General features: G+C 53.6%; 13 protein-coding genes. 7 read left to right on the top strand and 6 right to left on the bottom strand.

The features are described 5' to 3' along the window. The first annotated feature begins 1,557 nt into the window (after nucleotides 1-1,557). Nucleotides 1,558-1,896, top strand: coding sequence for a tautomerase family protein (locus tag HDF14_RS25765; protein ID WP_221304890.1), 339 nt, complete (start codon nucleotides 1,558-1,560; stop codon nucleotides 1,894-1,896). 249 nt (nucleotides 1,897-2,145) lie between these two features. On the opposite strand, the gene HDF14_RS25760 is transcribed toward HDF14_RS25765, so the two are convergent. Further along, nucleotides 2,146-2,877, bottom strand: a complete 732-nt coding sequence (locus HDF14_RS25760; protein WP_183981619.1) for an SDR family oxidoreductase — start codon at nucleotides 2,875-2,877, stop codon at nucleotides 2,146-2,148. 329 nt (nucleotides 2,878-3,206) lie between these two features. Next, nucleotides 3,207-3,845: a hypothetical protein gene (locus tag HDF14_RS25755; protein WP_406707277.1), complete on the bottom strand. Its 639-nt coding sequence runs from the start codon at nucleotides 3,843-3,845 to the stop codon at nucleotides 3,207-3,209. 328 nt (nucleotides 3,846-4,173) lie between these two features. Between HDF14_RS25755 and HDF14_RS25750 the strand changes: the two genes are divergently transcribed. The 4 genes from HDF14_RS25750 to HDF14_RS25735 all read left to right on the top strand — a co-directional run bounded on the left by HDF14_RS25750 (nucleotide 4,174) and on the right by HDF14_RS25735 (nucleotide 6,199). Beyond that, nucleotides 4,174-4,527, top strand: coding sequence for a hypothetical protein (locus HDF14_RS25750; protein WP_183981618.1), 354 nt, complete (start codon nucleotides 4,174-4,176; stop codon nucleotides 4,525-4,527). A 115-nt stretch (nucleotides 4,528-4,642) separates the two neighbouring features. Continuing rightward, the gene (locus HDF14_RS25745) at nucleotides 4,643-4,807 is read left to right on the top strand and encodes a hypothetical protein (RefSeq protein ID WP_183981617.1); all 165 of its coding nucleotides are present in this window, start codon (nucleotides 4,643-4,645) and stop codon (nucleotides 4,805-4,807) included. Nucleotides 4,808-4,839: 32 nt separating this feature from the next. Next, a complete protein-coding gene (locus HDF14_RS25740; protein ID WP_183981616.1) occupies nucleotides 4,840-5,121 on the top strand; it encodes a hypothetical protein in 282 nt (93 codons plus the stop codon). Between the two features lie 100 nt (nucleotides 5,122-5,221). After that, the gene (locus HDF14_RS25735; protein WP_183981615.1) at nucleotides 5,222-6,199 is read left to right on the top strand and encodes a hypothetical protein; all 978 of its coding nucleotides are present in this window, start codon (nucleotides 5,222-5,224) and stop codon (nucleotides 6,197-6,199) included. Between the two features lie 49 nt (nucleotides 6,200-6,248). On the opposite strand, the gene HDF14_RS27810 is transcribed toward HDF14_RS25735, so the two are convergent. Both HDF14_RS27810 and HDF14_RS25725 read right to left on the bottom strand, forming a co-directional pair. Then, nucleotides 6,249-6,488, bottom strand: coding sequence for an FtsX-like permease family protein (locus tag HDF14_RS27810; RefSeq protein ID WP_183981614.1), 240 nt, complete (start codon nucleotides 6,486-6,488; stop codon nucleotides 6,249-6,251). Nucleotides 6,489-6,626: 138 nt separating this feature from the next. After that, the gene (locus HDF14_RS25725; protein ID WP_183981631.1) at nucleotides 6,627-7,418 is read right to left on the bottom strand and encodes a hypothetical protein; all 792 of its coding nucleotides are present in this window, start codon (nucleotides 7,416-7,418) and stop codon (nucleotides 6,627-6,629) included. A 516-nt stretch (nucleotides 7,419-7,934) separates the two neighbouring features. Here HDF14_RS25725 and HDF14_RS25720 point away from each other — a divergent pair. Further along, on the top strand, nucleotides 7,935-10,748 hold the full coding sequence (locus HDF14_RS25720; protein WP_221304889.1) for a UPF0182 family protein: 2,814 nt from the start codon (nucleotides 7,935-7,937) through the stop codon (nucleotides 10,746-10,748). Between the two features lie 483 nt (nucleotides 10,749-11,231). Here HDF14_RS25720 and HDF14_RS25715 read toward each other — a convergent pair whose 3' ends face one another. Continuing rightward, the gene (locus tag HDF14_RS25715; RefSeq protein ID WP_183981613.1) at nucleotides 11,232-11,726 is read right to left on the bottom strand and encodes a response regulator; all 495 of its coding nucleotides are present in this window, start codon (nucleotides 11,724-11,726) and stop codon (nucleotides 11,232-11,234) included. A 44-nt stretch (nucleotides 11,727-11,770) separates the two neighbouring features. Beyond that, complete coding sequence (locus tag HDF14_RS25710) at nucleotides 11,771-12,448, bottom strand: Crp/Fnr family transcriptional regulator (RefSeq protein ID WP_260698611.1); 678 nt, start codon at nucleotides 12,446-12,448, stop codon at nucleotides 11,771-11,773. A 478-nt stretch (nucleotides 12,449-12,926) separates the two neighbouring features. Between HDF14_RS25710 and HDF14_RS25705 the strand changes: the two genes are divergently transcribed. Further along, nucleotides 12,927-13,133, top strand: a complete 207-nt coding sequence (locus tag HDF14_RS25705; RefSeq protein ID WP_183981611.1) for a DUF6582 domain-containing protein — start codon at nucleotides 12,927-12,929, stop codon at nucleotides 13,131-13,133. The last annotated feature ends 565 nt before the right edge of the window (nucleotides 13,134-13,698 follow it).

Genomic DNA, 13,698 nt, shown 5'->3' with positions numbered 1-13,698 from the left:
AATCTGCATATCGATGATCCTCCTTATACCTGCCTACAAGATCACCCAGTCCAAACCAGGTGATCAAGCGGCGGACCATCTCAGTAACCCCGTTTCTCTCGCGAACGACGCTTACGATCGGTGTATTTGCTCATGCCGTTCGGCGCCTTGCGACTCGTTGCCGCGAGGGCCAGATCAATGGGTTGATGCCGGCCGTGTAGTACCTTCCCTCGGACTGAAGAGCCCACTCCTCTTGCCCTTGAAAGCAATGGGTATTCGATTCTTCGTCTCCATCATCCACGTCGTCTGCAAGTCGCAGATGAACTCGGGAGAGCGTGTCAAAACGAAAAGGCATTGCGATACGAATAGAACATTTCTTTTTGAGGGCCGTTGAAACCAGATGTCCTAGATCCGGCATGATGACTCTACGTTCTGTTGTGTCATAAAGAAGGATGCTCAGGCCGCCGGCATCTGACTCATAAGATCCAGTCCGATAGACGACAAGCAGCCATCGCTCGTCCGGCGACCAACCGATAGGTTCAAGAGAATTCGCTGTCCCCCGGAGAGATGAACCGTTCTCCAGTAAACCTGCTGAATGCGTTCTGAGCTTTGACTTGAGACGAAAAGCCGTATCGTGTTGAGGCATTCCATCGGCCCTGCCGCCCTCGCTTCGATAACCGCATAGGCTGTAAATCTGCCGTCAGCGGAAGTCACTTGCGCCGTACGCACAGTCTTGGGTCCTCTCCATTCAGCGCTTGGAGGGTTTTGCAAAGCAGGACACCCATGGCGGCTGGGTACCGTCCCCTCAGAAACCGATTTCCTGCGCGAAGAATGTCGAACAACTCAAGCAAAATACGACAACGCGCCACATAGGTGCTCCGTTACCGACTTTACATCGTAATATCCGCCTTCACATTTGTTCGGCAGTACGAAGTCCAGTTGCGGCGGAGTATAGGATCGAAGCGTATCCTATAAGGATTAGCGAGTCTCTTCGCATCTCGCCTTAAGCAGTTATTTGCTTCGCGCTAGACGAGCACCCTCCAAGTACGCAGCGGAATTACTGGAGCAGCTATGTTAAACAAAGGATCGGATGTAAGAAATCATCTTTCGAGTGCTCACAAAGCACACCTGGTGACATCACCGTCAGACCATCCCCGCGACGTCGATCTGAAAGCCAACGACTCACATCCAGAGAGCGGGAGTAAGAATCCAAGACCGATCGATGAGCGACAGGAAGCGAATGCGGGAAGCCAAACACAATAAGGGCAATTCAATCGCGTGTTTCGGAGCACTCGGCTATTCAATCATTGAGCTGTAAAAGAAGTAAGAGCCAGCGGTCTAAACGACTGCTGGCTCTTGTATTTTGTCGCCTAATGCACCGAACACAGGACGTTCAATTACGTAGCAAGTCTCTACGGGTTGGTTGAGCGCCTTCAGCATTCACGGATCGCAACCAAGCTCCCCATGCTGAGAGTGGAATTGTAAGCCAGGTATGAAGTTTTATCATCAGCTTCAATATGGAAGAGAAGTCTAAACGTCTTCAACCAATTTTGCATCCAGACGAGACTATTATGCCGTTTGCTCGTATTGATCTACTTCAGGGGAAAAGTGCCGAGTATCGCGCCACTGTCGCTGACGTTGTGTACCAGGGATCGTCGAGGTCTTGAAGCGCCGGACGGTGACCGCTTCATCGTCATCGGCGAGCATTCACCGGAAAATTTAATTTACGACCCCAAATTCCTCGGCTGGGATCGATCGCCCGACTTCATCTTGATACAAGTGACCAGCACTGTCGGAAATAATAAAGATTCAAAGCTTGCCTTCTTCCGATATATAGCTGACGAACTGAAAAGCAAGCTATCCGTACGCTCGGATGACGTCATGATCAACATGGTCTTCGTTGACCGCTCGGACTGATCATTCGGCAATGGCGATCCGTGGGTTTAGCGGCTGATCGCCCCGATACGGCCCGATGGAGAGTAGGCGCAGCGACTGACAGCTTTACAACCGCAGAGTAATGCTTTGCGGCAGCGACAAGGGCGTACGTTTAGATTCGTACCGACAACCTTTCTTCACGGAAGTTGGCTGCGCTCGGCCTAAGGGGGTTAATGGACGTTTTTGACGTTCGGTGTAGTGATCCTCAGCCCCAGGGCGCGAAGCGCTAGCCTACCAGGGGTAAGTGCCGTCCTTGTGGAAGAAGCCGCCGGTGGGGCTGTCGTCGGTCTGTTGCGCAAAGCGGACGATGGCGATGGCGCCCTCTTCGATGGTCTGGGTACCGGTGTTGTTGTTGAGGTCAGTTGCCGTGAAGCCGGGGCAGATCGAGTTGACTTTGATCTTCGTGTCGCGCAACTCCCAGGCGAGATTTACGGTGAACATGTTCAGCGCGGCTTTGGATGCGTTATAGCCGAGGGGTTTGACGGAGTAGAAGGGCGAGGCCGGATCGTTGTTGAGCCCGACGGAGCCGAGGCCGCTGGAAACATTGATGATGCGGGCGCTTTCGGCTGCGCGAAGCAACGGCAAAAACGGCTGCGTGAACTCAACAGTGCCGAAGAAGTTGGTGGCAAATGTGCGCTTCATCGCGTCGATCGAAACGGCGCTCGCCGGGCCGTCGCCGCCAGTGAGATCGAAGGCACCGGCGTTGTTGATGAGAACGTCGAGGTGACCGAACTCTTTCTGTATCTGCCCGGCTAATGAAGTGGCTGTCTCGGGGGCACGATCAAGGTCTGCGATGACTGGGCGAACGTCAGACCCCTCAGCGCTGAGTTTTGCTGCGGCCGCTTCGCCACGTGAGGCGTCGCGTGCGCCGAGCAGAACGGTAAATCCGGAGTGTCCGAGTTGCCGCGCTACTTCGAAACCAATGCCCTTGTTAGCGCCTGTTATCAGAACAACCTTCGCCATCCGTGTCTCCTTATGTTGGTTCGCAAGAGTTAGACGCGGGCCGGAAGAGGAGGATTCAAAAGCGAGACGAGGGATCACAGATTGCAGGGCTAGCCTCCGACTGAATGAGGATAATAAAATCTTCTCTAAGGTCTGCTCGTTGCTCTCGTCGTTGGCGGCAAGCTGTTCTGCGACGTCCTCAAACGCGTTAGGGGCGATAGTAACGACGCCACGAAGAAATGACTGCGCTGACATGACTGGTACTCGAATGCGCTGCTATTCTGCATCCCGCCCAAGGAGGGCATCTACATGTGGCGCGGTCTGAGCGGGACGGTCTGAGCCGTCCGCCCTCACGAAGGAGAAGAACTTGTTAGCTGGCCTGCGCCAGTGCAGGTTCGTAGTCGGTTTCTGTCTCGGTCTGTCTCCGCAGTACTGGCTGGTGTCTCGATGGCGGAGAGAATCAAGGACGAGGTGCGCCGGATGACTTCCAGGCTCTCGGCCAGAAGAGCGGCGTTGCCGTGGTAGCGCTGGATGTAGTCGGCTGAGGCGTGGCCAGCGTCAAGGCCTATGGTTTGCGAAACAACGAAGGCGACGGCCTCGGCTTCCGTCTCGCGTATCGTCTTGGTGGCCGCTATTCTCCGCTCTGCCTTATGAAGCATCTCATGGGCAAGTTTATGGACCATCGTGCTGAACTCTTCAGCTGCTGGCTGTCCGGGAAGAATCGCGATGCAGCCTCCATAGCTCATGCCAAGCGCCGGGGTGATGCTCTTGTTGAACTCAAGCTCCATCCCCTGCGCCATCAGAAAGTCGATGAGGCGTTCTCGGTACTCGCCTACTTCACCCCTCACCCGCACTGAGAGATCGGGGAGCGGTGTGCCTTCGGTCTGGCTCACGTCGAAGACATAAGCAGGGCGAAAGCCGACCAGTACGGGATGGTTCTGTTTGGTAATGTCCTTCTCGGCTTCCTTCTTGCGACGAACCCGAATCATCGGGACCAGAATGCGGATATCTCTCACCCTTGAGAGAAGCGGTAGCGAAACGAAAAAGGCGGCCGAGGGCCGGTCTGCACAAGCGCAGCGCGGAAGACTGGGGACACTCCTTGTCAGGCGCCAGGGACGGAGTCCCTCAGGAGGCTTGGTTACGTCGCTTTGCGCGTAGCGCAGGAAGATGCACTAGCAGTTGTTCTTGGAAGTCGTACGGCAGGAACACGATGGTTAGCGGCCGGCCTCTAATGGGAAGACAAAAGACTTGTGCGATTAGTTCGATATGCCTCTACAATTCGTGACTGCATAGGAACACAAAGATTGAGGGGTCTGAATGGCTGAGAAAACGATAGTGGATAAGGCAGGGGAGACAGTTGGGGTAGGAATGGCGATGGCATCAGATGTGGCAGGCGCCATCAAAGCGGCAGTTGGGGCGGCCGTGACCACGGTGACGGAGGTTTTGAAGAAGGCACCTGCCAAGCAGGCAGTGAAGAGGATCGTGGCGAAAAAAGCGGCTAAAAGGACATTGCCGAAAAAGGCCACGAAGAAAACCGTGACCAAGAGAGCTGGGAAGAAAGAGCCTGCGAAGAAGGTTGCTACGAGAGCTGCTGCCAAGAAGACTCCAACTAAAAAGCCCGCGAACTCAGCGGCAAAGAAGCCTGCAAAGAGGGCGGCCCAATCGCGGTAATAATTGTGAGGCGTTCCCATCATTGCGTAGCCTCAGCCGCTGCAACGGAAACAACGAAAGGGTGCCGCTGTACCATTCCCAATTGCGGCCAAACTGCCTGTTGAGGTATTGCGTAATGGCAAAGAAAGAATCTGAGAGGAAGGCGTTGAATGCGATTGATAAAGCCGCAAAGAAGGCCATGAAACATGGCGTCGGCGGTGGTCTAGTGGATCAGACGGTGGCGGGTTCCATTCACAGCGCGGCGGTAAAGGCAGCAAGGAACGCGACGAGTTCGAACTGAGATCATAGGAGATCTGCATTTAATTCGGCAGAATGGCAAATACACTCAAAACCTGTCAAGCTGCTTGGGAAGGGCAGATTATTCTTTCCTGCCGAAAATGTCAGAAGAAGCTCAAGGGAAGACACGCTTTGCTTGCGCTGGCGAAGCTGAAGAAAACCATCAAACGCCGCAACAAGGAACATTCGGGCGACGTGTTTGCAGTAATTGGCGTGTCGTGTATGGACGGAGTGACCGTTTGCGATCCGCGGAACGCAAGTCAGCTTTCGATTCTGCGGAGTGTGGAGGATATCGATCGATTATTTGATCGGGTATAGATCATACTTTCCTCCCGCTAATGAGAAATTTCAAGAAGGCGGATTTAAAGGGTAATTTGGACGAATAGGTCCGTGCAGTCGTGCTTGGAAGGAAAAAGTCATGTGGTGGATCAGCTATCGGGGTGAATCGGGGCACGGAGTTGATAATATCGGCGTCTTTGAAGACAACGGCTCTCCGCGCAAGACGCATCCGCTGCTGCTCGATCCGTCGCCGGCCGCGCATCCGTTACACATCGCGCGCGGCTTCGTGTTGCTGGGCGAGGATCTCTACATCGCGAATGCGTGGCGCCAGGATAGCCACATTGCGCGCTATCACCGCCATAGGGACACCTTCCACTTCGAAGAGGTCCTCGCAAAGACCGAGCAGATTGCGGCTATGGTGCACCCCTTCGATGTGGCTCTGGGGGACGATGGTCATATCTACATCTCCTGTCAGGACACCAACACCGTGGTGTCACTTGTACCGAAGACTCGCAAACCCGCATCGGTCGCTGCGCACCTCCGCAAGCACTATCCCAACGGGCAGTTTCTTCCCGGCACGCTCGTCGCGTCAAGCCATGGGAGCCTCCCCGAGTATGGTGGACGCACGTCACTCGACGTGCCGGCGCCGCTTGGCCTTAAGGTGGTGCTCGACAAGCGCGGCAAGCCTCGGCATTCGGTGCGCGGCATCGTCGTGCACCGCAATAATCTATACGTGGCGGATGAAGCAGCCGACGCGGTGAAGGTCTTCAATGTGCAATCGGGGGAGTTGATGGCCCGCATCGCGGGGCGCTCGCTCAGGGCTCCCGTGCACCTAATCCTGCATGGGGAGACGCTTTACATCGGTGCCTCGGGCAGCGGCAGCATTCTCGCGCTGGACCTGACGTCCACACCACCGAAGGGCGACCTTGAAGGCCGCATAGTGATCGACGGGAAGCTCGACGCCCCCTCCGGCTTCGCGGTCGGTCCCGACGGCGATTTTTACGTGGCCGAGCGGAAGAAGCAACGAGTGCGGCGCTTTTCCTCCAAAGGGAAAAAAAAGGGGACTTTCATTGACGATCTCCCGGACATGCCAGAGTTCCTCGTCTATGTTGCCTGAGCGCACTAAGGGGTCTGAAGATGGATGAGTGATAGAGTGCCAGCGCACTTCACCGAGCGTTCATGGATAGGCATTCGGGGGGCCCTAGCCCCGCGGCAACGCTAAACGTGAGCGCAAACGCCGAAAAAAGATATGAGAGTAGGCGCGTAGCCAGCAGAGCGAACATAAGACCAACAGCTGCCCCCGCGATAGTCAACTTCAGACTTCGTCCCATCACCAGGCGTAGGATGGCACTCCTGTCTGCTCCCAACGCCAGGCGGGCGCCGACCTCATGAGACCGTTGTGCCACCAAAAGGAATAATTCCTTAAAGTCCTGCAACTGCAAAACTCTCGGTTTTCTTAAAAGGGTCTACATTGATTAACTTCGACCTCCCTGATACACGCGCCGGGGTGTCTAGTCTCGAAGGAATCCTATTCCGAGCGACTCTCAGACGCTAGAGAGCATTGCTTTGGTTGTTGGATAGCCGATCAGAAAGGTTACTGGCAAGAAACCGTCGTCTTGGGTCCCCACCTGCCAGTAATAGCTTTTATCCGTCAGGTTGCCCACCATCTCACTCAGCTCTTGGTGGGAATAGCTGCGCAAGCACGACATCAATCCGTCAAACCAAAGAACAAAAGGCACGATAGGGATTATGTAAGTCAAAACTAATCGAGACCAACGGAAGGGGCGGATCCACGGCGTAAGTAATAGGATCAGGAAAGGAAGACAACAGACTATTGACATTATCTTTAGGTTCCGTCGCGCGGTTTCGAAGATAGCGATTCCCTTGCCACTCTCCACTGCACTACTGAGGATGCTCTGCGCATCGTCGGGGGAAAAGTGGTGAAAAGATGAAAAGATTGTCCTAAAACCGGGAATGTCCGGCGGAACTTCGATAGCAGATACTGGCCTACTGTCAAAGTCGATTAGGCTGGAGCCCGAAGCTGCTTTCTCGAATGCCTGCTGATTGGGATACATATCCGTCAGGCAGACACTGATTTTGCAATTTTCTTTTTCGAAGTCGCGTACTAGTTGAAACCAGGGGCCGCCTCCGCCAGAACAGAGATCGAGGACAACTTTCGTCCCGGCATTCGCGAGCGCGTCTCTTAAGCGTGGAACGATCGGCTTGTAGGAATTGCTCAACCTCCAGAACGATTGAAGCCCATCCGTTACCAGGTTTCGTAAGTTGACTGGGAACCAAGATTGATCGTGAATTTCGAAGAAAAACATGCGGCGCATTGGCCACCTATTGGTTTAGTGCACAAGCTCTAACCGCCGAGACGGTATTCGCAACACAGAAGTTGTCCCGGAGTGCTCTGCGCTTCATGATAACGATTGGAGTCAATTAGATTGTCTGAGAGATGTCATTTCATCGTAAGAAGACTCCCACCGCGTGTTCATCTTTAATTAGTCGGAATTCACGTATTGACTCGGGAACCAGCACATCTGCATCGGATGCCATGAGAGTGACGATCGGTTGCGAAGGGTTTTAAACGCTCTTCTTTGGTATCGATACGTCGACTTGTGTTTAGTAAGAGATTTGAATGAGGGCATTAGCCTGATATCCAACTGACGATAGAGTTCCGAATGGAATTTTTCGTTAGTTTCTCGACCTGAGCGACGCGTAGAGTCTCTCGCTGGACGTGCCGGACCGCGGACATCCGTGCGATAAAGGGCGGCTCTACCTGCGGGCCCGCCTTTTTAGGGGGCCTACAATCAGAGGATCGCTCAATAACGACCGAGTACGGGGGCAAATTGCCGGATTTCATAGAATCGTCGCAGCATCAAAGCTCCACGAACCGACGTCGCAGAATCATCATTTTCTTGACCGCTTTAGCTGTAGGCGTTTTCGTCTGTGGTCGGATCGGGTTGTCTTATTGGGTCGACCTCCTCTGGTTCCGGTCCCTTGGATTCGGCGAGGTATTTTGGAAATCGGTAGGGTTGCAGATTGCGGACTTCACGATTTTTGCAGGGGTCACATTTCTGATTCTGTACGGAGCGTTTTCGGCTATTCGACGGTCGCATGAGGACGATCTGCCAACAGCTCACGCCATCGTTATCGCGGGACAACCAATCAACCTTGCGATCCAGCCGACTCTGCGCTTCATCTCACTTTGCCTCTCCCTTGTCATTGCCTGCGTGACTGGCTTGGGGTTGATGGCGGACTGGCCGATACTAGCGCTATTTTGGTACGCGCCGCATGCTGCACCTGGCGGGGTTGCTGACCCTATCTTTGGTAAGCCGCTGAATTTCTTTTTATTCACTTTACCCGCATGGCAACTCGTCAATAGTTGGCTTCTCACGCTAGCGGTTGCGATCTGTGCTGTAGCTGTGCTGTTCCTCATTATTACGAGTGGTGCCCGTTCCCTTGCCAAGCGGCAAATTACGTACGGCCCGTCACCGTGGCGTGGACTCTCGATTACGGTTGCATTCCTTCTGCTCGTCCTCGGTATGAATTTGTATGTGGGCCGGTTCCAGCTCTTGCTTGAACATCACACGATCTTTGACGGCATCACATACACCGACGCTCACGTCACAATCTATGGACTTCTCATCGTCTGCGCAGCCCTTGCACTTGGTGCCGTGGTCTCAGCCTACAACGCGGTACGGCGCTCACGTGGTCGATGGATTCTGGGTGCAATCTTTCCTGCAGCAGTCTGTTATGTAATTCTGGGAATAGTCGGATGGTACGTTGGCAACTTCATCGTCAAGCCAAATGAGCTTGTTCGTGAGGAACCATTTATCGCCCATAACATTGAGATGACCCGTCAGGCTTACGGGCTCGATCGCTTCGCACAGCAGGAATTTCCTGCAGAGACAACGGTAGAGGCAGCTGATCCAGCGAACAACCAGCCTACTCTCCAAAACATCCGGCTGTGGGACTGGCACGCCTTGCAGGATACGCTGCGTCAGGTTCAGGAGATCCGCACCTACTACGACTTTCCTGACATCGACATCGATCGCTACAAGATCGATGGCACGACGCGTCAGGTAATGCTCGCAGCGCGAGAACTAAACGTCGAAAAGCTCCCGGTAAGCAGTCGTAACTGGATTAACGAGAAGCTGATTTACACCCACGGTTACGGAGTAACGATGAATCCGGTCAATGGATTCACGGCGGAAGGATTGCCGACGCTGTTACTGAGCAACATGCCTGTCCAGAGCACTGTGCAAGGCCTCAGCGTATCGCGCCCTGAGATCTATTTTGGCGAACTGACCGACACCGACGTGTATGTCAAGACAAGGCAGCAGGAGTTCGATTATCCGCAGGGCCAGAACAACAATCTCACGTCTTATCAAGGCACCGGTGGCATTGTGCTGGGCGGATTTTTGCAACGCGTCATCTTGGCAATCGACCGCGGCGACCTTGGGAAGTTGCCCTTCAGTGACGACGTCAATTCACAGAGTAGGCTTCTCATGCGGCGCAACATCCGCGAACGCGTGGCGGCGGTTGCTCCATTCCTCACCTTTGATCAGGACCCCTACATGGTGGTAGGCGATGATGGGCGGCTTTCCTGGATCATGGATGCGTTCACGGTCTCGAGCAATTATCCGTATTCTACCCATTACAACCTCGGTGATAGCGCGGTCAACTACATGCGAAACAGCGTCAAGGCCGTTGTGGATGCTTATACCGGGGCTGCGACACTTTACGTTTTCGACCCTGAAGACCCTATCCTCGCTACTTATCGGCGCATCTTCCCAACTCTTTTCAAGGATGGTGCGGCGATGCCCGCCGACTTGCGCAGGCATATCCGGTACCCAGAAGATTTGTTCAAGGTCCAGTCGGTGGTATACGGTCTCTACCATATGACGAATCCTCAGGTCTTCTTCAACCGTGAGGATCTCTGGACGGTTGCGACCGAGACCGGCACCGACAGTAACGGACAACAGACAGTTCAGATGATGCAGCCGAACTTCGTACTGATGAAGTTGCCGGGAGGTGGAGGAGAAGAGTTTGTGGAGATCCTCCCCTTTACACCTGCCAACCGGAACAACTTGATCGGCTGGATTGCCGGTCGTTGCGACGGCGCAGACTATGGGACAGCCGTGGTCTACAACTTTCCTAAGACAAAGCTCATTGATGGCCCGCAACAGATAGAAGCTCGCATCGATCAAAATGCGCAGCTCTCGGGACAGTTGACTCTGTGGAATCAACAAGGTTCCCACGTTTTACGCGGAAGTCTGCTCGTCATTCCGACTGGACGAGCACTCTTGTATGCGGAGCCAATCTACCTTCAGGCTCAGCAAAGCCCCATGCCTGAACTGCGCCTAGTTGTGCTCGCGCTGCAGGACAAGCTTGCATACGGGACTACATTCGAGGCAGCACTGAGATCCCTTTTTGGCGGAGACGTTTCATCGCTGAACGCGAGCGAGACGCTACAAGCCACGCCTGCATCCCAAGAGGCGGCCCAACCCGCGACGGATGTCAACGAACTCATCTCTGAGGCGAGCAAAGATTTCGCCGATTACCAGCGCCTCACAGCAGCGGGCAAGCTCGGCGAAGCCGGGCTAAAGCTCGATGCGCTCAAGGGCATTCTGGCCCGCCTAAATGCCCATGGAAAGTAAACTCATTTAGATTTCTCAATAAGTATTCGCATCGACGACATCAGAGGCTCGGTGGACACAATACTTCCGGAAGCATCGAAGCATTTCAACTCGCCGGTGGCGTTCGCGCTCAAACGGCTTCTGGTTCTATCAGAATTTCACAGATTAGCCCTGCTCCCATACGGGCTCTTACAGGCTCAGGAGCTATCAGGGTTGAATTGGCGGCGGGGGAAGGTTACATGCTCGACGCGCAATCTGAGAAAGGAAGATTTCCGGGAAAGCAACAGAAGGATTTGCGAAAACGAAGGAACATGAGCATCTCCTCAAGGGACAGACCGGCTCAGGGGGGCCGCTCGTCGACCTGGATACCCGATCTTCGAAGACTGAAATCAACTAACCTGTTATCACCGACTGAGAGTCGCGGTTGCCGAAAAGCCGACTTTGAGCGTGGCCGTCGATGAGTGTCCTGAGTGCCATGCCTTTACGTTGCGGGAGACCATCTGTTCAGTGCAAAAACCTAAATCGCAGAAACGGTTCGCGTCGAATGACTCCCTCGAGAATGGGTAGTAGGTCTCGGGGGGCGTCTGCTTTTACAACGAATCCGTCGCCCACCTTCAACGCCTCTCGCATTATATCGATACCTTGATATGAACTGAGAAACAGGATTCTCGTAGTTGGACACGCCGCCCGAATAGATCGGGCAGCGGCAAGGCCATTCATCTTGGGTAGTTGTACGTCCAGCAGAACGAGGTCGGGTCTCAACTTTTCGGATTGGTGAACGGCGTCCATGCCGTCCGAGCTTTCCCCGACGATTTGAATTTTGCTGGAGTCTTCAAGCAGGGAACAAACTGTACGTCGCCAAGGCTCGAAATCGTCAACAATCAAAACACGAACTTTTTCGAAGTGCGCGACCTCGTTGACAGAGGCGTTCAAGCGATGCCTACCTTGGATAGCGAGATCATCAATATTTAGATTGCCATGCGACTGCGGTTTCGTCATTGCTCTTCAGCAATGATGACATTGAACCCAATCGCGATCACTGGTCAACGGGTGCTCTGCAGGAGTTCCTTGGCAGAACCAAGTACCACTCGCCCTCGTCTCTTTTCCAGCAATCCTTTTTGTTGCCATTCGCTCATAAGACGACTGATCGTGAAGATACTTACGTTTGCCTCGTTGGCCAGTTCCTCATTCGTGACTTCAATGGCTATCCCACCAAGTTCCTCCCGGCCCATTTTATGAGCCAAGTTGCTAAGCACTTGAGCGACCCGTTGACCGGCGCTGTCGTAGCTCGCAGCTACGTGAAAATCACGATAAGCGGCCAAATAATCCGAAGCAATGAGCAAGGCGTTCTCGATCAAGCGTGGGCACTGTTTCGAGAGAGAAAGCAACACCTGCCGCTCCCAGACGATTGCTGTACTGTCCGTTATTGCCTCGGTACTCAGTAAATAATTTGTGGGCTGTGAAAGCAAAGCTCTTCCGCCAGACGCCTCCCCCGGAGGTATCCATAGAAGTACGATCTTCTCTCCTTTTGGCGTAGTGGTGAAGGTCCGCGCTAACCCATCTAATAGCAGGAACAACTTGTCGGCAGGATATCCCTCGTGAGCGATCAGAGAATGACGCGGAAATCGTTGGCTGGTAGCACCTTTAAGCACACGAATCAAATCGTCCGGGGCGAGCCCATCCAATAGTCTTGGGCTGAGCTTGCCTACGAGTGCAGCCATCTCAGCGGGCGTCATCCGACTTTCGGGGCAGGGTCTTTCATTATTGCGACTCACCATTACGAGATCCTAAAAACCCAAACTCTGCATCTTGATGAGCCCGGTTGAGTCGACTCCAAGAAGTTATGAGAGATTTGCTAGCTTTCGATGGAGGAGCTGAATGTCGATGATTCCATGATCTTTGTTCATGTACGTGTTAACTGGACTAGTGTAGCCAGCCCCAAGCAAATGTGAAACAAGATATTTTGGTGGTTCGGCTTCTGTGAATTGACGCGACTCCTCAGCTAGAACTCTGAAGACTAAAAGACGGTCAGCGCGTTGATTGAAGGTCTTCAACGACAATTACTGCTCACGAGCGCCAGATTCGCTAATCGCCAATACCGACCACGAAAACCGGCATCATAGGCGCAGATGCGGAAACGGCAACAGTTCTTTGATCGATGTTTCGGACCGCTTCTGCGTTTTACAACGGAGGTGCAGCATGGCGAAACTCACGACTGCCGCGCGAAAGGCGTTACCTACTAAGGCTTTCGCAGAACCCGGCAAACGAAAATATCCGATTGAAAATGAATCTCACGCCAAAAATGCCCTATCGCGGGTTTCTCAATCTGGAAACCCGACTGAGAAGGCTAAGGTCAGGGCCGCCGTAAAGAAGAGATATCCCTCTCTTGATAAGAAGGAAAAGTAATACGAGCTTGCGGCGGACCCGTGGTCGGTTTGACCTTGTGCAGAACTCTAACAGGGCCGAGAAGGGAAGGGGATAAGACCTTCTCGGTTCATTCACCTGGATGCACCCTATCGGCTCCGTGCACTCGGTGAGCAGGCCGTGTCGATCTTTGGGAGCAAGAAGAACATTACGATGAGCCAGCGTAGCGAGAGCAAGCATAGCCAATAATGCACCGAATCTTCTACTTGCTTGAGCGCAACGAACTACACGTCTGTTGCTGGTACCCTTGGTTCGATGCAAACCTATCAAGGGGTCAGCATATCCGGAAAAAACACGTGTCAAGTTGATGCAGAACTGACGAAGGGTCTGGACGACGCGATTCTTAGGATCGACGAGTCACAATGCGATCAAAGCCTCTCTCAGAAACAAGCGGGCGAAAGTCTTGCAATTGCACAGGCAGCGTGGATAGAACATAAGATGTCCTGTGTATTGTGCTGCGGTCAGCTTACCGGCGCCTCTCATAGCTTTATGAACCTCACTTCCCAAAGTGAAAGAGATGCAGCGAAGGGTTTCAGTCCTGCTTTTT

The sequence above is a fragment of the Tunturiibacter gelidiferens genome (assembly GCF_014201335.1).
GTDB lineage: Bacteria > Acidobacteriota > Terriglobia > Terriglobales > Acidobacteriaceae > Edaphobacter > Edaphobacter lichenicola_E.
This window is presented reverse-complemented; position numbering and strand designations above follow the sequence as displayed.